The sequence below is a fragment of the Duganella sp. 1411 genome (assembly GCF_017833525.1).
GTDB lineage: Bacteria > Pseudomonadota > Gammaproteobacteria > Burkholderiales > Burkholderiaceae_D > Rugamonas.
Genome location: NZ_JAFICD010000005.1, coordinates 306,022 through 327,028 on the forward strand (window position 1 = coordinate 306,022; position 21,007 = coordinate 327,028).

Annotated in this window: 10 protein-coding genes; 7 read left to right on the plus strand and 3 right to left on the minus strand. The window is 65.0% G+C overall.

The window, feature by feature from the left end; translation table 11 throughout:
* Nucleotides 1–356: 356 nt before the first annotated feature.
* From JOD97_RS24305 to JOD97_RS24330, 6 genes are all read left to right on the plus strand, one after another.
* On the plus strand, nucleotides 357–3,233 hold the full coding sequence (locus JOD97_RS24305) for a DUF4214 domain-containing protein (RefSeq protein WP_209724333.1): 2,877 nt from the start codon (nucleotides 357–359) through the stop codon (nucleotides 3,231–3,233).
* Nucleotides 3,234–3,656: 423 nt separating this feature from the next.
* On the plus strand, nucleotides 3,657–6,533 hold the full coding sequence (locus JOD97_RS24310) for a DUF4214 domain-containing protein (RefSeq protein WP_209724334.1): 2,877 nt from the start codon (nucleotides 3,657–3,659) through the stop codon (nucleotides 6,531–6,533).
* A 278-nt stretch (nucleotides 6,534–6,811) separates the two neighbouring features.
* Nucleotides 6,812–8,626, plus strand: coding sequence for a type I secretion system permease/ATPase (locus tag JOD97_RS24315; RefSeq protein WP_209724335.1), 1,815 nt, complete (start codon nucleotides 6,812–6,814; stop codon nucleotides 8,624–8,626).
* A gap of 2 nt (nucleotides 8,627–8,628) precedes the next feature.
* On the plus strand, nucleotides 8,629–9,987 hold the full coding sequence (locus tag JOD97_RS24320) for an HlyD family type I secretion periplasmic adaptor subunit (RefSeq protein ID WP_209724336.1): 1,359 nt from the start codon (nucleotides 8,629–8,631) through the stop codon (nucleotides 9,985–9,987).
* A 5-nt stretch (nucleotides 9,988–9,992) separates the two neighbouring features.
* Entirely contained in the window at nucleotides 9,993–11,351 is a 1,359-nt protein-coding gene (locus JOD97_RS24325) for a TolC family outer membrane protein (RefSeq protein WP_373999928.1), read from the plus strand.
* Between the two features lie 98 nt (nucleotides 11,352–11,449).
* On the plus strand, nucleotides 11,450–12,988 hold the full coding sequence (locus tag JOD97_RS24330; protein WP_209724338.1) for a class I SAM-dependent methyltransferase: 1,539 nt from the start codon (nucleotides 11,450–11,452) through the stop codon (nucleotides 12,986–12,988).
* A gap of 125 nt (nucleotides 12,989–13,113) precedes the next feature.
* Here JOD97_RS24330 and JOD97_RS24335 read toward each other — a convergent pair whose 3' ends face one another.
* The 3 genes from JOD97_RS24335 to JOD97_RS24345 all read right to left on the minus strand — a co-directional run bounded on the left by JOD97_RS24335 (nucleotide 13,114) and on the right by JOD97_RS24345 (nucleotide 16,985).
* A complete protein-coding gene (locus JOD97_RS24335) occupies nucleotides 13,114–14,010 on the minus strand; it encodes a sulfurtransferase (protein WP_209724340.1) in 897 nt (298 codons plus the stop codon).
* A 70-nt stretch (nucleotides 14,011–14,080) separates the two neighbouring features.
* A complete protein-coding gene (locus JOD97_RS24340; protein ID WP_209724343.1) occupies nucleotides 14,081–14,515 on the minus strand; it encodes a hypothetical protein in 435 nt (144 codons plus the stop codon).
* A 73-nt stretch (nucleotides 14,516–14,588) separates the two neighbouring features.
* The gene (locus tag JOD97_RS24345) at nucleotides 14,589–16,985 is read right to left on the minus strand and encodes a M4 family metallopeptidase (protein ID WP_209724345.1); all 2,397 of its coding nucleotides are present in this window, start codon (nucleotides 16,983–16,985) and stop codon (nucleotides 14,589–14,591) included.
* A gap of 352 nt (nucleotides 16,986–17,337) precedes the next feature.
* On the opposite strand from JOD97_RS24345, the gene dnaE reads away from it, so the two are divergent.
* On the plus strand, nucleotides 17,338–20,889 hold the full coding sequence (gene dnaE, locus JOD97_RS24350) for a DNA polymerase III subunit alpha (protein ID WP_209724347.1): 3,552 nt from the start codon (nucleotides 17,338–17,340) through the stop codon (nucleotides 20,887–20,889).
* Nucleotides 20,890–21,007 lie beyond the last annotated feature (118 nt).

Consider the following 21,007-nt stretch of genomic DNA (forward strand, 5'->3'; position numbering starts at 1 on the left):
CCGTAGCGATAGTTAGTGATAGTTAGGCAAAAAGATGGGCAACGTTACCTCGGTAATGTTGCCCATTTTTGTTTAGGGCGCGGGCGGCGGGCGCGCCGCGCGCAATGGCGACGGGGCGGCGCTGGCTATCTCCGGCGGCAAGTGATGATTTGTCGCAAGTATTCAGTCGCTAACTAACAACTAGTTGTAAATTCTTTTGAAAAACCTTTTGAATTGTGATGCCCGTCACAATCCCCATTGTGATGTATGTCAAGATACTCCCACCTGCGCTAGAAGGGCCCGGTGTCATCAAGTGCTGTCGGCTCTGAGCTGCGGATTCATGGTTCTACCCAAAAACTTTTTAAGGAAAAATCATCATGGCGGCTACTGATTACACTGCATTGGTACAACAACTCTACATTTCGTACTTCGGTCGTCCGGCGGACACCTATGGCCTGCAAGCGTTCTCGGCCCAACTGGACTCGCTGGGCGCGCCGACCACCGTCGCCGCGCTGGACACGCTGGTGCAGTCGCAGCCTACCGGTGCTTTGGCGCAACTGGTCAACAGCTTCAGCTCCTCGCCGGAATCGATCGCCCTGTACGGTTCGGGCACCTCGATCCTGGATATCTCCAAGTTCGTCAACGCCATCTATAACAACGTCCTGCACCGCGACGCCGACGTCGGCGGCGGCACCTTCTGGATCAACGCCATCATGTCCGGCGCCCTGACCAAGGCCAACGCCGCCATGGCCATCACCAACGGCGCGCTGGCCAACACCAGCGAGCAGGGGCTGCGCGACGCCGCCACCGTGAAGAACACGCTGGCGGTCTCCACCCAGTTCACCGATTCGCTCGATTCCATCCCCAAGATTAACGCCTATTCGGGCGACGCCGCCGCCGCCCTGGCGCGCGGCCTGCTGCTGGGCGTGACCGACACCACCGTGGTGGCCGACTACATGAGCCACATCAACGACACGATCAGCACGCTGACCGCGCCACCGTCGGTGGTCGCCACGCTGACCGACGCCGCTGACACCTTCGTCGGCACCGCCGCCAACGACGTGATCAACGCCACCGACAAGACCTTCACCGCACTGGACAACATCAACGGCGGCACCGGCGTCAACACGCTGAACATTGTTGACGTCGCCGGCGCCACGGTCGATCTGTCGGTTGCCACCGTGACCAACATCCAGAAGCTGAACATCACCTCGTCGGCCGGCCTGAAGTCCGACGCCGCCGACGTCTCGGCATGGACCAGCCTGACCTCGGCCAGCTTCACGGTGAAGGGCGCTGCTGACCAGACCGTTACCGCAGCCGACACCACCGCTGTCACCGTGACCAACACCGGCGCCGGTGGCGTCATCGTTGCGGGCGGTTCGTCGATCAACGTGACCGCCAACGTGGCTGGCGACGTGACCGCGACCACCAATGCCGCCCTGGCGAGCGCCATGGTCAAAGGCGGCAAAGTCATCACCATCACCGACGCGTCGACCTCGGGCACCGTGCTCAAATCGGTCTCGCTCGATGGCAACGCCGGCGCCGCCACGCTGACCGGTGACGGCATCACCACCGTGTCGCTGGCCAACACCAGCAAATCGACCACCATCGCCAACAGCGTCGCCCACGCCGAGACCGTCACCCTGAACAAAGTCACCGGCGGCACCATCACCGACGCCGGCGCGACCTCGCTGACCCTGAACGCGGTCGGCACCAAGAGCTCGGGCATCACCGTGGTTGCCGCCGAGGCGACCACCGTCGCCATCAACGCCAGCGTCAACCTGACCCTGACCGACCTGACCGTCGCCAAGGCGACCAGCATCGCCGTGACCGGCGCCGGCGCCACCACCATCAGCGCCCTGACCACGCCGACCGCGCTGACCTCGATCGACACGACCGCCGCCACCGGCAGCGTGACCATCACCCCGGCTCTGGCGGTCGGCGTCACCTTCACCGGCGGCGCGGCCAAGGACGCCATCACCATTGGCGCGACCACCAAGGCCATCACCACCGGCGCCGGCGACGACACCGTGACCGCTTCGGTGGCCGTGGGCACCGGCGGCTCGGTCAACGCCGGCGACGGCGTCGATACGCTGGCGGTCTTGACCGCCGATGTGGCCACCGTGGCCGCCGGCGGCGCCAAGTTCACCAACTTCGAGACCCTGAAAGTGACCGATGTGCTGACCAACGGCGCCTCGTTCGATGTGTCCGCTATCGTTGGCATCACCAACTTCGTCGCCGGCGATGGCGTGGCTGCCGCTGGCACGGCCACCGCTACCGGCCTGGGCGCCAACGCCAACGTCACCGTGACCGGCGACCTGGCCACCAACAGCGGTACCCTGGCGCTGGCCTTGAAGACCGACACCGCGGCCGACGTCGTCAACGTGACCCTGGCCCACAACTACACGGACAACAACGACACCACCGCCGATCCGGTGGCCGTGGCCGTTGGCATCACCGCCTCCAACATCGAAACCGTGAACGTGGTCAGCTCGGCCAATAACCAGCAGACCGCCGATGCGGTCGCCGGCTACAAGGCCGACGTCGTCACCAACACGCTGACGCTGACCGATGTTCAACTGGTTAACCTGAACATCACCGGCGACCGCGCACTGGTGTACGCCACCGCCGGCACCGAAACCAAACTGGCATCGATCGACGCCTCGGCCAACACCGCCGGCGTGACCATCGACGCTACCTTGGCTGCCAGTGGTTCGGTTGCGCTGTCGATCAAGGGCTCGGCGACCGCCGCCAACATCCTGACCGGTGGCGCGACCGTCGACACCATCGTCGGCGGCGCCAAGGCCGACACCATCACCGGCGGCGCCAACGGCGACACCCTGACCGGCGGCGCGGGCAACGACAGCTTCGTGTTCGTCGCTGGCGATTCGCAAATCGGTACCGGCAAGTTCGACACCATCACCGACTTCACCGCCAACACCTACGGCACCGGCACCAGCGGCGCCGCCGGCATCGGCGCTGCGGTGGATACGACCAAGTGGACTGGCGACATCCTGCAGTTCGCTAAATTCGGTTCGGGTGCCGGTGGCGTGATCGTCGACGTGCTGACTTCGGCCGCCGACGCCTCGACCTACCTGGCCAACCACGCTGGTACCGCCAACACCGTGGTCGCCGCGCTGGATGCGACCAATCACAACCTGTATGTCGACAACACCGGCGACGGCGTTGCCGACTTCTATATCCACCTGACCGGCGTGAGCACCATCACCGCCGCCGCCTTCACCGTTGCCTAATTAACGGCAGGCGGTCCGGCAAGACCCCGCCCCGGCGGGGTCCTGCCGGCAGGAAATAACCGCGGTAACCCGAGCCAGGCGAAAGCCTGGCTTTTTTTATATTCCAGGGAAACATTGTCGATTTTGTTTTACGTTGCCGCTGTGATATAAAGGGCGCCGGATGGGATATCTAACAGCTATGGGGCATTCGATCGTGATATTTGGTGAGTATTGGCGATTTTTTCACAAATATTCATTCTCGAATTAACGATTGATAAAAATTATTTTGATAAATCTTCTCGATTGTGATGCCCGTCACAACAATTGTCGTGCGGTATGGCAAGATACGTCCACCTCTGCAATAAGGGCCCGGTGTCATAGGCGCCAGGGACTCTGAGCTGCGGATTTATGGTTCAAACCAAAACTTTTTAAGGAAACATCATTATGGCGGCAACTGATTACACTGCACTGGTACAACAACTGTACGTTTCGTACTTCGGTCGTCCTGCGGACACCTATGGTCTGCAAGCGTTCTCGGCACAACTGGACTCGCTGGGCGCGCCAACCACCATCGCCGCGCTGGACACGCTGGTTCAATCGCAGCCTACCGGTGCTCTGGCTCAACTGGTCAACAGCTTCAGCGCCTCGCCGGAATCGGTCGCCCTGTACGGTTCGGGCAACTCGATCCTGGAAATCTCCAAGTTCGTCAACGCCATCTACAACAACGTCCTGCACCGCGACGCCGACACCGGCGGCGGCACGTTCTGGATCAACGCCATCATGTCCGGCAACCTGACCAAGGCTAACGCTGCCATGGCCATCACCAACGGCGCCCTGGCTAACACCAGCGAGCAAGGCCTGAAAGACGCTGCCACCGTTAAGAACACCCTGGCGGTCGCCACCGAGTTCACCAGCTCGCTGGATTCGATCCCTAAGATCAATGCCTACGCTGGTAACGACGCCGCCGCCCTGGCGCGTGGTCTGCTGCTGGGCGTGAGCGACACCACCGTGGTCGCCGACTACCAAGTCAAGATCAACGACACGATCACCACCCTGACCGCGCCACCGTCGGTTGTTTCCGTGCTGACGGACGCCGCTGACACCTTCGTCGGCACCGCCGCCAACGACGTGATCAACGCCACCGACAAGACCTTCACCGCGCTCGACAACATCAACGGCGGCACCGGCGTCAACACGCTGAACATCGTTGACGTCACCGGCGCCAGTGTCGATCTGTCGATCGCCACTGTGACCAACATCCAGAAGCTGAACATCACCTCGTCGGCCGGCCTCAAGTCCGACGCCGCCGACGTCTCGGCATGGACCAGCCTGACCTCGGCCGGCTTCACGGTGAAGGGTGCTGTTGACCAGACCGTTACCGCTGCCGACACCACCGCTGTCACCGTGACCAACACCGGCGCCGGTGGCGTCATCGTTGAAGGCGGTTCGTCGATCAACGTGACCGCTAACGTCGCTGGCGACGTGACCGCGACCACCAACGCCGCCCTGGCAAGCGCCGTGGTCAAAGGCGGTAAGGTCATCACCATCACCGACGGTTCGACCTCGGGCACCGTGCTGAAATCGGTGTCGTTGAATGGCAACGCTGGCGCCGCTACCCTGACCGGTAAAGGCATCACCACCGTGTCGCTGGCCAACACCAACCAGTCGACCACCATCGCCAACAGCGCCGCCCACGCCGAGACCGTCACGCTGAACAAAGTCACCGGCGGCACGATCACCGATGCCGGCGCGACTTCGCTGACCCTGAACGCCGTCGCCACCAAGAGCGCCGGCGTGAGCGTCGCCGCCGCCGCCGCGACCTCGGTCGTCATCAACGCCGGCGTCGACCTGACCCTGACCGACCTGGCCGTCAACAAGGCGACCTCCATCGCCCTGACCGGCGCCGGTGTCACCACCATCAACGGCCTGAGCGCTGTTGCCGCGCTGACCGCGATCGACGCGACCGCCGCAGCCGGTGGCGTGGTGATCACCCCAGCCCTGGCTAACGCCGTTGTCTTCACCGGCGGTGCTGGTAACGACACCGTCAGCGTTGCTGCAACCACCAAAGCCATCGCCCTGGGCGCTGGCGACGACACCATTGTTGCCACCTCGGCTCTGGGTACCGGTGGTTCGGTCAACGGCGGCGACGGCGTCGACACGATCGCCTTCGCGGCAGCCGCTCTGGGCGCTGTGACCAGCTCGGCCACCAAGTTCACCAACTTCGAAACCCTGAAAATCACCGACGTGATGGGCAATGGTCCGACCGACGTTTCGGGCTTCGCTGGCGTGGTGAACTTCGTCGCTGGCGACGGCGTGACTGCCGCCGCGACCGCAACCGTCACCGGCCTGGGCGCCAACACCAACGTCACCCTGACCGGCGATCTGGCTACCAACACCGGTACCCTGGCTGTCGCGCTGAAAACCGACACCGCGGCCGACACCGTCAACCTGACCCTGGCGCACGCCTACACGGACGACAACAATACGACCGCTGCCGCGATCGCCGTCACCGAGACCGTCACTGCGGCCAACGTTGAGACCCTGAACGTGACCAGCACCAGCATCGACTTGCAGACCGCTGATCATGTTGCTGGCTACAAAGCCGATGTCGTCACCAACACCCTGGTGCTGAGCGATGACCAACTGGTCACCCTGAACATCACCGGCGACAAGGCACTGGTATACGCCACCGCCGGTACCGAAACCAAACTGGCAACGATCGACGCGTCGGCTAACACCGCTGGTGTGGACATCAACGCTTCGGCCGCTGTGGCTGGTTCGGCTGCCCTGACGATCAAAGGTTCGGCCACCGCTGGCAACGCCAATCTGACCGGCGGCGCGACCGTCGACACCATCATTGGTGGCGCCAAGGCTGACAACATCACCGGCGGCGCCAACGGCGACACCCTGACCGGTGGCGCAGGCAACGATATCTTCCACTACGCAACTGGTGATTCGCAAATCGGTACCGGCAAGTTCGACACCATCACCGACTTCAGCGCGAACACCGTTGGTAACGGCACCAGCGGCGCTGCGGACAAGACTGGCGCGGTCACCGACCTGACCAAGCTGACCGGCGACGCCTTGGCGTTCGTGCACGCAGGTAATGGTACGGGCGGCATTGTTGTTGACGTCCAGACCTCGGCCGCTGACGCGACCACCTTCCTGGCTAACAACAAAAATGCGAACACCGTTGTTGCATCGCTGGATGCCGCCAACCACAACCTGTATGTCGACAACACCGGCGACGGCGTTGCTGACTTCTACATCCACCTGACGGGCGTGAGCACCATCACCTCGACTGCCTTCATCCTGGTGTAATCAGGAGCGGGTACTCCGGCAAGGCCCCGCCCCGGCGGGGTCCTGTCGGCAGGAAATAACTTCGGTTATGAAAGCCAGGCGCGAGCCTGGCTTTTTTTCGTTTACGCGACCCGTGGCGCGACCGAAAGTGTGGCGCGGCGGCCCGCCGCCGCATTTTTTTGCCTGAAAACACCCAAAATTTGTGACGGAGATCACATTTTTCAAGCGATTTGGGGGATAATGTCCGTACTCTCGGGAAATCTCTCCTTATTGACTTGAGCGCGTCCGCGCGTATCCACATGAAAAACAAACTATTCGATCAAGGCAGCGAGCTGGCGCAGGTGCTGCGCACGTTCAAGAGCACCTTCGTCACGGTCGGCACCTTCAGCGCCATCACCAACCTGCTGATGCTGGCGCCGTCGCTGTACATGCTGCAGGTCTACGACCGCGTGCTGGGCAGCAAGAACGAAATCACCCTGCTGATGCTGACCATGATGGTGCTGGGCGCCTACATGCTGATGAGCGCGCTCGAACTGATCCGCAGCTTCGTGCTGGTGCGCGTCGGCGCCCGCTTCGACATGCAGCTCAACAAGCGGGTCTACACCGCCGCCTTCGAGCAAAACCTCAAGCGCGTCGGCGGCAACGCCGGCCAGGCGCTGCAGGACCTGACCAACGTCCGCCAGTTCTTGACCGGCAACGCGCTGTTCGCCTTCTTCGACGCGCCGTGGTTCCCGGTCTACCTGATCGTCATCTTCGTCTTCGAGCCCTCGCTGGGCCTGTTCGCGCTGTGCGGCACCGCCTTGCTGGTGCTGTGCGCCTACGTCAACGAGCGCGTCTCGCACAAGCCGCTGGCCGAGGCCAACGCGATGGCGATCAGCTCCAACACCTTGGCCACCAACAACCTGCGCAACGCCGAGGTGATCGAATCGATGGGTATGCTGCCGAACCTGATGGCGCGCTGGTACAAGCTGCACGGCAAGTTCCTGCGCCTGCAGGCCGAGGCCAGCGAGAAGGCCGGCATGGTCGGCGCGGTGACCAAATTCGTCCAGACCTCGCTGCAGTCGCTGGTGCTCGGCTTCGGCGCGCTGCTGGTGCTGGAAAACAAAATCACGGCCGGCATGATGATCGCCGCCTCGATCCTGGTGGGCCGCGCGCTGGCGCCGGTGCAGCAGCTGATCGGTGTGTGGAAGTCGGTGGCCAGCACCCGCAGCGCCTACGAGCGCCTCAACGAACTGCTGGAACGCAACCCCGCGCGCGCGGCCGGCATGCCGCTGCCCAAGCCGGTCGGCGACCTGGCGGTCGAGGGCGTGACCGCCGGCCCGCCCGGCACCCAGGTGCCGGTGCTGCGCGGCGTCAACTTCGCCATCAAGGCCGGCGACGTGCTCGGCGTGATCGGCCCCAGCGGCTCGGGCAAGTCGACCTTGGCGCGCCTGCTGGTGGGCGTGTGGCCGGCGGCGATGGGCAAGGTGCGGCTCGACAACGCCGACATCTACAGCTGGAACAAGGCCGAACTCGGTCCGCACATCGGCTACCTGCCGCAGGATATCGAACTGTTCGGCGGCACCATCAGCGAAAACATCGCCCGCTTCGGCGACATCGATCCCGAAAAAGTGGTGCAGGCGGCCAAGCGCGCCGGCGTGCACGAGCTGATCCTGCACTTCCCGAACGGCTACAACACGGTGCTCGGCGACGGCGGCGCCGGCCTGTCCGGCGGCCAGCGCCAGCGCATCGGCCTGGCCCGCGCGATGTACGACGATCCGGCGCTGCTGGTGCTCGACGAACCCAATTCCAACCTCGACGACGTCGGCGAGGCGGCGCTGGTGCAAGCCATCAACGACCTGCGCGCGCGCGGCAAGACCATCATCCTGATCACCCACCGCACCAACGTCATCAGCGCCACCAGCAAGCTGTTGCTGCTGCGCGACGGCGTGGTGTCGATGTTCGGCCCGACCAACCAGGTGCTGGCGGCGCTGCAGGAAGCGAATCAAAAACAATTGGAAGCGAATCAGCAGGCGGCGCAGCGCGCGGCCGAGGCCGATGCGCAGCAGGTCGTCCAGCGACAGCAGCAACAGGCGGCGGCCGCGGCCGCGGCAGCAGCGGCGGAACAGGAGTAAGCATGAACATCGTGAACAAACAGGAACCGGCGGTCGAGGTCATCAGCCACGACGTCACGCCGCTGACGGTCAACACCGACGCCCGCGCCTACGCCCGGATGGGCTGGATCATCGTCGCCGTCGGCTTCCTCGGCTTCGTGCTGTGGGCAACGCTGGCGCCGCTCGACAAGGGCGTGCCGCTGGTGGGCACGGTGGCCAAGGAAGGCAACCGCAAGGCGGTGCAGATGCAGCAGGGCGGCATCGTCAAGGACATCCTGGTGGCCGACGGCGCCCAGGTCAAGGCCGGCCAGGTGCTGGTGCGCATGAACGACACCCAGGCCCGCTCGACCCTGGAAGTGTCGGTGCCGCAGTACATCACCACGCGCGCGGTCGAGGCGCGGGTGCTGGCCGAACTGGCCGGCAAGACCAGCATCCCGTTCCCCGCCAAGCTCGAGCAGTACAAGAACGATCCGCGCGTGGCCGCCACGCTGGCCCAGCAGGAGCAGTTGATGCTCGCGCGCCAGTCGGCGCTGCGCAACGAGCTGGCCGGCGTGGACGAGAACATCGCCGGCATCACGATCCAGGCCAAGGGGCTGGAGGAGTCGCGCGACGCCAAGAAGGAACAGCTGGCCATCATGAAGGAGCAGGTCGACAACACGCGCGACCTGGCCAAGGACGGCTACATCGCCCGCAACCGCTTCCTCGACATCCAGCGCACCTATGCGCAGATCGCCGGTTCGATCGCCGAGGACGTCGGCAACATCGGCCGCGCCCGGCGCCAGGTGCTGGAGATGACGCTGCGCAAGTCGCAGCGGCTGCAGGACTATCAGAAGGAGTTGCGCACCGTGCTGTCGGACACCCAGAAGGAGGCCGAGGCGCTCGAGGGCCGCATGCAGGGCCAGGAATTCGACCTGGCCAACCTGGAGGTGCGCGCGCCGGCCGACGGCGTGGTGATCGGCTCGAGCGTGTTCACCCGCGGCGGCGTGGTCGCGCCCGGCGCCAAGATGATGGAGATCGTGCCGACCGACGACGGCCTGGTGGTCGAGGGCCAGCTGGCGGTCAACCTGGTCGACAAGGTCCACGTCGGCCTGCCGGTGGAGCTGATCTTCGCCGCCTTCAACGCCAACAAGACGCCGCACATCAAGGGCGTCATCACCCAGGTCGGCGCCGACCGCATCGTCGAGGAGCGCACCGGCAACCCGTACTACAAGGTGCGCGCCAAGGTCACGCCGGAGGGCATGAAAATGATCGCCGCCAAGAAGATGGACGTGATCCCCGGCATGCCGGTGGAGATCTTCGTGCGCACCGGCGAGCGCACCATGATGAGCTACCTGCTCAAGCCGGTGTTCGACCGCGCCAAAACCTCGATGACGGAGGAATGATGGCGGTGTTCAAGTTGAATGCGACGTTGCAGTGCCCGCCGCGCCTGGTCGCGGCCGCCGTCGGCGCCGCGCTGTCGCTGCTGTGCGGCCAGCCGGCGCGGGCGATCGGCCTGGTGCAGGCCTACGAGGCGGCGCTGCAGAACGACCCGGCCTACCGCGCGGCGTATTATTCGAACGAGGCGGGCAAGGAGAACCGCAAGCTGGGCCTGTCGAACCTGCTGCCCAACGTCTCGGGCAGCTGGAACGGCAGCCAGAACCGCACCACCTTGACCGAAGCGACGCGGCAGGGCGATGTCTCGGTGCCGCGCGACTATATCTCGCGCTCGGCCACGGTGCAGGTGCGCCAGCCGCTGCTGAACCTGGACGGCTGGGCGCGCTACAAGCAGGGCGTGGCGCAGACCAATTACGCCGCCGCCCAGTTCGACAGCCAGAAGCAGGAGGTCATCTTCCGCGTCGTCAACGCCTATCTGGACGTGCTGTACAAGCGCGACCTGCTGGAGCTGGCCAAGGTCCAGCGCGACATGTACGCCGAACAGCGCAAGGTCAACGACCGCATGTTCGACAAGGGCGAGGGCACCCGCACCGACATGCTGGAAACCCAGGCCCGGCTCGACGTGTCCGAGGCCCAGGTGCTCGAGTCCGAGGACGCGCTGACGGCCTCGCGCGACACGCTGGGCACCATCATCGGCGGCGAGGTCGACGGCGTCGACGACCTGGTGCCGGAGTTCCGCGTGCGCCCCGCCGACGGCCAGCCGTTCGAGTACTGGAAAAAGGTGGCGATCGAACAAAACCCGGACATCAAGGCGCTGGCCTACGGCGTCGACATCGCCGACAGCGAAGTCAAGAAGGCCTACGCCGGCCACGCACCGCGCGTCGACATCGTCGGCACCTACGGCAAGACGGCGTCGGACTCGATCAACACCTACAACCAGGACCAGACCATCCGCAGCATCGGCCTGCAGGTCAACATTCCGCTGTACGCCGGCGGCCAGGTCAACGCGCAGGCGCGCCAGGCGGTGGCCAACCGCGAAAAGGCCAAGGCCGACCTGCAGGCGCAGATCGACAAGATCGTGCTGGAACTGCGCAAGGATTACAGCGTGATGGCCAGCAGCGTCAAGCGCGTGGACGCGCTGCTCAAGTCGGTCGCGTCGTCGGAGACGCTGATCGTCGCCACCGAGCGCAGCATCAAGGGCGGCGTGCGCATCAACCTCGACGCGCTCAACGCCAAGCAGCAGCTGTTCACCGCCAAGCGCGACCTGGCCCAGGCGCGCTACAACTATCTGCTGACCTCGCTGCGCATGCGGGCCTCGGTCGGCACCCTCGGCGAGAGCGACGTGCGCGAAATGGCGGCCAACTTCCGTTGAGCGCACGGCCTGCTGTGGCCGTTTGGTTCATGTTGCATGAAATGTTAAAAGGGTGCGATACTTCCTGCGGTCATTTTTAACGCGCTTGGGGAGAGCAAATGGACTGGACAGCGGGATATGCGTCGGACGTCGAATACACGGCCGGGTTCTACATGGAGCAGGGGCCCAGCTACCTGAACCTGGTGTGCGCGCTGAACGGCTACGAGCCGCCGGTGCTGTCCGGTCCGTTCACCTATTTCGAGCTGGGCTTCGGCCGCGGCTTGACCGCCAACGTGCTGGCGGCCGGCAATCCGCAGGGCACCTTCTACGCGGCCGATTTCAATCCGGCCCACGTCGCCGGCGCCCGCGCGCTGGCGGCCAGCGCCCAGCTGTCCAACCTGACCTTACTGGAAAACAGTTTCGAGGAGCTGGCGCAGGGCAAGGTCGGCGACCTGCCGCAGTTCGACTACATCACGCTGCACGGCATCTACACCTGGGTGACGGCCGAAAACCGCCGGCATATCGTCGATTTCATCGGCCGCTACCTGAAACCGGGCGGCGCCGTCTATATCAGCTACAACGCCATGCCCGGCTGGGCCGGCGCGCAGCCGCTGCAGCGTCTGCTGGTCGAGTACGGCGACGCCTTCCCCAACCGCAGCAACGCCGAGATGGCCGGCGCCGTCCAGTTCGTCGAGCGCCTGGCCGGGGCCCAGTCGGCCTATATCGAAGCGCATCCGTCGCTCAAGCCGCGGCTGGAGACGCTCAAATCGGGCAACCGCAATTATCTGGTGCACGAATACATGCACAAGCACTGGCAGCCGCTGTACCACGCCGACGTGGCGCGCGACCTGGCCGACGCCAAGATGGAGTACGCCGGTTCGGCGGTGCTGCCGATGGCCTATCCGAGCCTGTACCTGTCGCCCGAGCGCAGGGCGGTGGTCGAGACCTTCCCCGACTCCGTGATGCAGGAAACGCTGAAGGACTACGTGCTCGACAACGCCTTCCGCAAGGACGTGTTCGTGCGCGGGCTTCGCAGGATGAGCCCGCTGCGGCACGCCGAGGTGCTGTCGCAGGTCGGCGTGGCGTTGACGGTGCCGCGCGCCGCCTGCACCGTGACGCTGAAGACGGCGGTGGGCACCTTCAACGGTGATGTGAATCTGTATGGCGCCGTGTGCGACGCGCTGGCGACGCGTCCGCACACGCTGGGGGAATTGATGGCGTTGCCCTCGCTGGCCGGGCGGCCCGTCACCAGCCTGATGGAGGTGGCCACGCTGCTGGCCAGCAGCGGCCAGGCGGCGGTGTATCTGCATGCGGGCGGCAAGACCGAGGCTGCAACGCGGATGAACGCGGCGCTGGTGCGGCTGTTGCGCTACAGCGACGAGTATCAGGTGCTGTGCTCGCCTCTGACGGGCAATGGCGTCGGCGCCGACGTGATCGACCGCCTGGTCTACAGCGTGCTGTCGCAGCGCAAGGGCACGGTGTACGTCGACGCCGTCACGCGGCAGGTGTGGGAAAGGCTGGAAGCGCTGGGGCGGCGCATGGCCAAGGAAGGCGTGCCGCTGGAGGGCGAGGACGCCAACCTGGCCGAGCTGCGCCCGCGCGTCGAGGCCATCCTGCGCGACAAGGTGCCGGTCTGGCAGCAGCTCAAGTTGCTGTAACGCTACGCGGACATCGGAACCACGTAGGGCGGATTAGCGCAGCGTAATCCGCCCTGCGTGCGTTATCGGCGGCTCATCGATGGCCGATTACGGCGTTCCGCCTAATCCGCCCTACGAAAATCGTTTTACGCCTGTTTCTTGCCGTAGCAATGCGGGCACGATTTCTCGTACACGTATTCCGGCGACAACTGCTGGCGCGGCGTGACCACGGCGCGGCAGACGAAGCACTGCACGGTCTCGGTCGGCTCCAGCTTGGGGTTGAGCGCGGTGCGGTAGTCGAACACGAAGCAATCGCCCGTGTAGTGGGCGCCGCCGACCTCCTCGAAGTATTTCAGGATGCCCCCCTCCAACTGGTAGACGTCCTGGTAGCCGATGTTCTGCATGTGGATCGCCGCCTTTTCGCAGCGGATGCCGCCGGTGCAGAAGGTGACCACGGTCTTGCCGTCGAAGTCGGGCTTGTGCGCGGCGATCACCTCGGGGAACTCGGTGAACTTGGTGATGCGGTAGTCGACCGTGTTGTCGAAGGTGCCGACGTCGACCTCGAAATCGTTGCGGGTGTCGACCATGACCACCGGCTTGCCGTGGTCGTCGACGCCGTTGTCGAGCCAGCGCTTGAGCGTGTGGGCGTCGACGAACGGCGCGCGGCCCTCCTCGGGCTTGATCAGCGGCATGCGCATGGTGATGATTTCTTTTTTGATCTTGACCAGCATGCGCTTGTGCGACTGCTCGACCGAATAGCTTTCCTTCACTTCCAGGTCGGCGAAGCGGGCGTCGTCGCGCACCCAGGCCAGGTACTCGTCGATGCGCGCGCGCGGGCCGGACAGGAACATGTTGATGCCCTCGGGCGTGAGCAGGATGGTGCCCTTGAGGCCGAGCCGCTGGCAAATGTCCTGGTACAGCGGACGCATCTCCTCGGTGTTGTCGAAGGTGACGAACTTGTAGGCGGCGATGTTGACGTGGGCGGCAGCGGCGGCGATGGCGGCGGCATGCGCTTCAGCTTGTAAAGCGGTATTAGCGGGCATGATGGATGGGATCAAAAAAACGGGAAAGGCGACATTATACGCGTTTTTCTGCCCAAAAAAACGGCGGCCGCTAGCGCCCCGGGGACGGCCCCGGCGCTTGTAGCACGGTGACCTCGTGGCCCGGCAGCGCCGCCCTGGCCAGGTCGCGCTGGGCTTCGAGCTGCAGGAACAGCGCGCGCCAGCGCTCGTCGTCGCAGCGCGGCGCCGGCAGGATGCCGCCGCTGGTGCAAAGTACGCGCTCCGGAGCGCCGTCGTACAACGCGCCGCCGGCGCCGTCCGAGCAGGCGCGCGCCACGCGCCGGCTGTACACCAGGCGCTGGTCGACCAGCAGCAGCGTGGTGCTGAACTGGCAGTTGGCGTCCCCCGGCGACGGGCCGAAGGCCGCCAGCAGTTGCGCGCGCGACGGCGCCGGCTGCCGGGATTGCGCGGTGGCGCAACCTAGCAGGACCAGCAGCGCCACGCCCCCCGCGGCGGCGCCGATGCGGGCGGATCGATGTCGGCTCATGATGTCCTCCTTGGTAATGAGCGCGGCCCGGGGCGACAACTCGCCCCGGGCCGCGCAGTTCACTTATACCCGATTAATTGAACCTGAACGCGATCGTGAACGGCACCAGTTCGTACGCCGCGCCGCCCCGGTAGGTGCGGAAATACACCGTCGTCGGCGTCGTCCCCGTGTTTTTGTACGACTGCACGATGCGGGTGTTGGAATAGCTGCTGTACTTCGAAGGCACGACATCCGTGTTGGCGTTGCTGACGACGAACAGGCCCCAGTAGGCGTACTCGCTCGACAGCCAGGAGCCGACGAAGTCGCCGGTCACGGTCTGTCCCGGCGACAGCGTCACCTGATAGTAACGGTTGGTGGCCGGGTCGGCGTTGCCGATGAAGCCGGTTTTGCCGGCGGCCAGGACTTCGGACGTGGCGATCGAGGTGTTGCCGGCGCCGGTCGCCTGCAGCGGCGTGGCCGCCGGCGGCACCGCGTACCACACCGGCAGGCCGTTGGGGCTGGTGACGATCATGTTGCCGTCGTCGCGGATCGCGGCGGTGGCGCCCGGCGAGCTAAAGGTGCCGGCGTTCCACAGCGGCGTCTTGCTGCTGTTCTGGTAGACCACCAGGTTGCCGTCGGCCTGCAGCAGCGCGGTCGCGTTCGGGTTGTTGTAGGTGTTGGCGTTCCACACCGGCGTCAGCGGCGAGACCTTGTACAGCACCAGGTTGCCGTCCGCTTGCATCACCAGTTTATATTGCCCGTTGCACGAAGGAATGGCCTCGTCCCTGGACATGACCCGTCCGGCGTCGAGCGCGCCGCAGGCGGCGGCGCTCCACGCGGCGCCGACGTTGATGCCGCGGAAGGCGTTCCATACCGCCTTTTCCTCGGCTGAACCGTTGCCGTACAGGTCGCGCGCGGCGGTGATGGCGGCCGAGCGCGCCGACACGTAGTTGGTGGTGTTGGTCATGTAGACGGTCAGCGCGCGGTACCAGATGCGCCCGGCGCGGTCGTTGCCGATGCCGGTCATGCCCGACGGCAGATACGTCGACGAGGTGTCGCCGGAGGTGGTCGCGCCCTGGCTCAGGAAGTAGAACGCGCGGTTCATCGGGCCGCTGCTGTAGTGCACGTCCGCCTCGGCGATGGCCAGGGTCCAGGCGTCGAAGCTTCCGCCGTCCAGGCTCGGCTTGTACATATAGCGGAACGGCGAGGGGCCGATGCCCTCGCCGATGGTCCAATTGCCGCCGGTGGCCGGAATCGTCGAGGTGCCGCCGCCGCGCTTGTAGAACTCGACCAGGGAGCCGAAGATGTCCGAGGTGGCCTCGTTCAGGCCGCCCGATTCGCCGATGTAGTACAGGCCCGCCGTTTTGGCCGTGACGCCGTGGGTCAGCTCGTGCCCGGTCACGTCGAGCGACGTGACGTTTTTGTAGGTGGCGTTGCCGTCGCCGTAGTGCATGCAGAAGCAGGTGTCGGACCAGTAGGCGTTGACGCCGCTGGACTGCGGCAGCGGATCGTGCACCACGGCATAGGTGGCCTTGCCGGCGCCGTCGATGCCGTTGCGGCCGAAGATGTTCTTGTAGAAGTCCCAGGTCGCGCCGATGCCGTAGGCGACGTCGACGGCCGGGGTCTGGTAGGAGTCGCTGGTGGTGCCGCTGCCGGGCGTGTAGTTCTGGCCGTCGCCCCAGGTGTTGGTGGGGTCGGTGAAGATGTCGCCGATGACCGGGGTCGCGGTATTGTATTTGAGCACGACGTTGTTGCCGAAGCTGCCGCCGGTGCCGCGCAGCATGTCGCGCAGCTCGTAGCCGCTGGCGGTGCTGTTGGTGTTGAGCGAGACGGTGCCGTTGTAGTAGCCGCGGGCGCCGGTGGCCACGGTGTGCGCGGTCTGCAGGCTGTTCCATTGCTTGACGATGGCGCCGGTGTTGGCGTCGATCAGGAAGTCGACATGCTTGACGCCGTCGTTCTTGTTGTTCAGTTCGACGTGGACATGGTAGGTCAGCAGGTGGCCCAGCACGCGCTCCCCGACCATGGTGGCGTCCAGCTCCTCGTTGGCCACGCCGCGCGGCAGCACCGGTTCGGTTTGCGGATAAATCACCAGCTCGAACACCGGCTCGGCGGAGAATTTTCCTTTCGGCAGCAGGGTTTTGCGGACCACCGCCAGCGCCTCGTCGGTCGACAGGCGCGGGGTGGTGCCGACGCTGATCTCGGTCTTGAGCGCGTTGGTCAGCGCCAGTTGCTGGCCGCCGGCGTCGGCGTGGGTGATGACCTCGCCGCCCCAGATCTTGACGCCCTGGTAGCGCTGCTGGAAGCGCGTGTGGCTGTGCGCGAACTCGTCGACCACCGTGCTGACCGGGGTCAATTGGTCGTTGCCGGTCAGTCCCAGTTCCCCGCGCATGGCGTTGAGGTGCTCGCTGGCGGCCGCGACGCGGGCCTGCACGGCGGCCGGCTGGCTCGCTTGCCTGGCCAGTTCGACACCTACCGGAGCGATCTGCGCCATGGCAGGGCTCACGGTCAGCAGTGGACATAACAGAAGAATCGCCTGCTTAATCGCTTTTAATTGACTAATTTTCATGTATTCCCTCGTGGTGGATGGACGGACGCGCCAAGGAAATCGGCTGGCTGACCCTTGACTCCGGGAAATAATAACCAACAAAAATTGTCAAAAATATTTATTTTTATTTTTTGTTAATATTTGCGGGATTGTGAGATTCGTAGAGTTTTGCCGGGGCAAATGCCGGGTAAACTCGCCGGGAGGGTCGCTGCGGTCCGGCCGGGCGGCGCAAATCAGATCATCGGGATCGACGCCCGCACGGTAAAATAGCTGGTTATTGATCAGCGGTGGGCAGCGTATGAACATGGTAGCAAACGAACAAGTGGTGGCGCCGGACGAGGGCATCGCGGCGCCGGTCGGGCCGGCCTTCGTCCACCTGCGGGTGCACTCGGAGTATTCGATCGTCGACGGCCTGGTGCGCATCGACGACCTGGTCGGCGCCGCCGCCAAGGACAAGCAGGCGGCGCTGGCCGTCACCGACCTGTCCAACATGTTCGGCATGGTCAAGTTCTACAAGAGCGCGCGCGGCAAGGGCATCAAGCCGGTGGTCGGCGTCGACGTCTGGATCACCAACGACGACAACCGCGACAAGCCGTCGCGCCTGATGCTGTTCGCCAAAAACCGCATGGGCTACCTGCAGCTGTGCGAGCTGCTGTCGACCGCCTGGCTGACCAACCAGTACAAGGGCCGCGCCGAGCTGCGCACCGAGTGGCTGGCCGAGCTGGCGTCGAAAACCTACGACCTGCTGCCCGACGATAATCCGGCCAACGGCCTGATCGCGCTGTCGGGCGCCCACTTCGGCGACGTCGGCATCGCCATCGAAAACGGCAACCCGGCGCTGGCCGAGAAGAACGCGCAGAAGTGGGCGGCGATCTTCCCCGGCCATTTCTACATCGAGATCCAGCGCGCCGGCCAGGCCAACCAGGAGACGCAGGTGCGCCACTCGGTCGCGCTGGCGGCCAAACTGGGGCTGCCGGTGGTGGCCACCCATCCGGTGCAGTTCATCTCCGGCGACGAGTACATCGCCCACGAGGCGCGCACCTGCATCGCCGAGGGCGAGATGCTGGCCAATAACAAGCGGGTGCGCAAGTTCAACGAGAACATGCGCTTCCTGTCGCAGGCCGAGATGCGCGCGCTGTTCGCCGACCTGCCGGCGGCGCTGCAAAACTCGGTGGAAATCGCCAAGCGCTGCAACCTGACGCTCACGCTGGGCAAGCCGCAGCTGCCGAACTTCCCGACCCCGCCGGGCATGACGATCGACGAATTCCTGGTGGCCGAGTCGAAGGCCGGCCTGGAAAAGCGCCTGCTCCACCTGTACCCGGACCCGGAGCGGCGCGAAAAGGAGCGCCCGCGCTACGAGGCGCGCCTGAAGTTCGAGACCGATACCATCTGCAACATGAAGTTCCCCGGCTACTTCCTGATCGTGGCGGAGTTCATCCAGTGGGCCAAGGAGAACGGCGTGCCGGTCGGACCGGGCCGCGGTTCGGGCGCCGGCTCGCTGGTGGCCTATTCGCTGCTGATCACCGATCTGGACCCGCTCAAATACAACCTGCTGTTCGAGCGCTTCCTGAACCCGGAACGGGTGTCGATGCCCGACTTCGACATCGACTTTTGCCAGGAGGGGCGCGACCGCGTCATCCAGCACGTCAAGGATTTGTACGGCAAGGAGGCGGTCTCGCAGATCGCCACCTTCGGCACCATGGCGGCCAAGGGCGCGATCCGCGACGTCGGCCGCGTGATGGACTTCGGCTACAACTTCTGCGACGGCGTCTCCAAGCTGATTCCGTTCAAGCCGGGCAAGCCGGTGTCGATCGCCGAGGCGATCGAGGAGGAGCCGATGCTCAAGGAGCGCCAGCAGAACGAGGAGGAGGTGGCGCAGCTGCTCGATCTGGCGCAGCAGGTCGAGGGCATCACCCGCAACATCGGCATGCACGCCGGCGGCGTGTTGATCGCGCCGGGCAAGCTGACCGACTTCTGCCCGCTGTACACGCAGGGCGGCGATTCGGGCGTGGTGTCGCAGTACGACAAGGACGACGTCGAGGCCGTGGGCCTGGTCAAGTTCGACTTCTTGGGCCTGACCACGCTGACCATCCTGGACCGCGCGGTGCGCTACATCAAGGCGCTCGACCCGAAGGAGGCCGAGTTCGACCTGGCCAAGCTGCCGCTCAACGACCGGCCGTCGTACGAGCTGCTGACCAAGGCGAAAACCGTCGCCGTCTTCCAGCTGGAGTCGCGCGGCATGCAGGGCATGCTGAAGGACGCGCGGCCCGACCGCTTCGAGGACATCATCGCGCTGGTCGCCTTGTACCGCCCGGGCCCGATGGACCTGATCCCAGACTTCTGCAAACGCAAACACGGCGAGAAGTTCGACTATCCCGATCCGCGCACCGAATCGATTCTGTCCGAAACCTACGGCATCATGGTGTATCAGGAGCAGGTGATGCAGATGGCGCAGATCGTCGGCGGCTACTCGCTGGGCGGCGCCGACATGCTGCGCCGCGCGATGGGTAAGAAAAAAGCCGAGGAGATGGCCGAGCACCGCGAGATCTTCCGCGCCGGCGCCGCCAAGGACGGCCTGACCGCGCAGAAGGCCGACGAGATCTTCGACTTGATGGAAAAGTTCGCCGGCTACGGCTTTAACAAGTCGCACGCCGCCGCCTACGCGCTGCTGTCGTACCACACCGCCTACCTGAAGGCGCACCACCCGGCCGCGTTCATGGCGGCCAACATGTCGCTGGCGATGGACGACACCGAGAAGGTCAAGATCCTGGTCGAGGACGCGATCGACATCTGCGGCCTGACCATCCTGCCGCCGGACATCAACAAGTCCGACTACCGCTTCACGCCGGACGGCCCGCCGCCATCGGTCACCGGCAAGAAGGTCACGCAGATCCGCTACGGCCTCGGTGCCGTCAAGGGCTCGGGCCAGAACGCGATCGAGGCGATCATCGCCGCGCGCACCGCCGGCGGTCCGTTCACCAGCCTGTTCGACTTCTGCAAGCGGGTCGACAAGAAGCAGATCAACCGCCGCACCATCGAATCGCTGATCCGCTCGGGCGCCTTCGATTGCCTCGACGTCGACCGCGCGATCCTGCTGGCATCGGTCGGCTTCGCGATGGAGTGCGCCGACCAGGAAGCCAAGGCGGCCAACCAGGTCAGCCTGTTCGGCGGCGACGACAGCGACCTGGTGGCCCCGCCCGAGTATGTCAAATGCGCGCCGTTCACCGACCGCCAGAAGCTGGCCGAGGAAAAGATCGCGCTCGGCTTCTACCTGTCGGGCCACATGTTCGACTCGTTCGCGCCCGAGGCGCGCCGCTTCGCCCGCACCAAGCTGGCCGAGTTGGAGCCGTCGCGCGAGCCGCGCATGCTGTGCGGCGTGATCACCGGCATCCGGCCGCAGATGACGCAGCGCGGCAAGATCCTGATCGTCACCCTGGACGACAAGACGGCGGTGGTCGAGGTGACCGTGTATTCCGAGGTGTTCGAGGAGAACAAGCGCATGTTCAAGGACGACGAGTTCCTCGCCGTCGTCGGCAAGGTGTCGGAGGACCGCTTCTCGGGCGGGCTGCGGATCTCGGCCGAGCGGGTGTTCGACATCGTCACCGCGCGCGTCAACTACGGCAAGCAGCTGGCGCTGTCGCTGCCGGCCAATGTGGACGCCAAGAAGATGGCCGAGCTGCTGGCGCCGCACCGCATGGCCGACGGCCTGCCGGTGGCGATGCGGGTGGCGCCGCAGGGCGTCAAATGCGTGCTGCAGCTGGGGGAGGGCTGGCGCGTGGCGCCGTCGGACGACCTGCAGCTGGCGTTGAAGCAGGGCCTGGGCGCCAGCGAAGTCGAGATCGAGTACTAAGAGTACCCGTGTTCGACGTAGGGCGGATTAGGCGGAACGCCGTAATCCGCCATTGCACGCGCCGCCGGGACGCACGCAATGGCGGATTACGCTGCGCTAATCCGCCCTACGTGTTTCC

Bases quoted from the DNA above. Each gene is read 5' to 3' on its own strand.
- JOD97_RS24305 (WP_209724333.1), top strand. From the start codon at position 357: ATGGCGGCTACTGATTACACTGCATTGGTACAACAACTCTACATTTCG.
- JOD97_RS24340 (WP_209724343.1), bottom strand. From the start codon at position 14,515: ATGAGCCGACATCGATCCGCCCGCATCGGCGCCGCCGCGGGGGGCGTG.
- JOD97_RS24345 (WP_209724345.1), bottom strand. From the start codon at position 16,985: ATGGCGCAGATCGCTCCGGTAGGTGTCGAACTGGCCAGGCAAGCGAGC.
- dnaE (WP_209724347.1), top strand. From the start codon at position 17,338: ATGAACATGGTAGCAAACGAACAAGTGGTGGCGCCGGACGAGGGCATC.
- JOD97_RS24315 (WP_209724335.1), top strand. From the start codon at position 6,812: ATGAAAAACAAACTATTCGATCAAGGCAGCGAGCTGGCGCAGGTGCTG.
- JOD97_RS24320 (WP_209724336.1), top strand. From the start codon at position 8,629: ATGAACATCGTGAACAAACAGGAACCGGCGGTCGAGGTCATCAGCCAC.
- JOD97_RS24330 (WP_209724338.1), top strand. From the start codon at position 11,450: ATGGACTGGACAGCGGGATATGCGTCGGACGTCGAATACACGGCCGGG.
- JOD97_RS24335 (WP_209724340.1), bottom strand. From the start codon at position 14,010: ATGCCCGCTAATACCGCTTTACAAGCTGAAGCGCATGCCGCCGCCATC.
- JOD97_RS24310 (WP_209724334.1), top strand. From the start codon at position 3,657: ATGGCGGCAACTGATTACACTGCACTGGTACAACAACTGTACGTTTCG.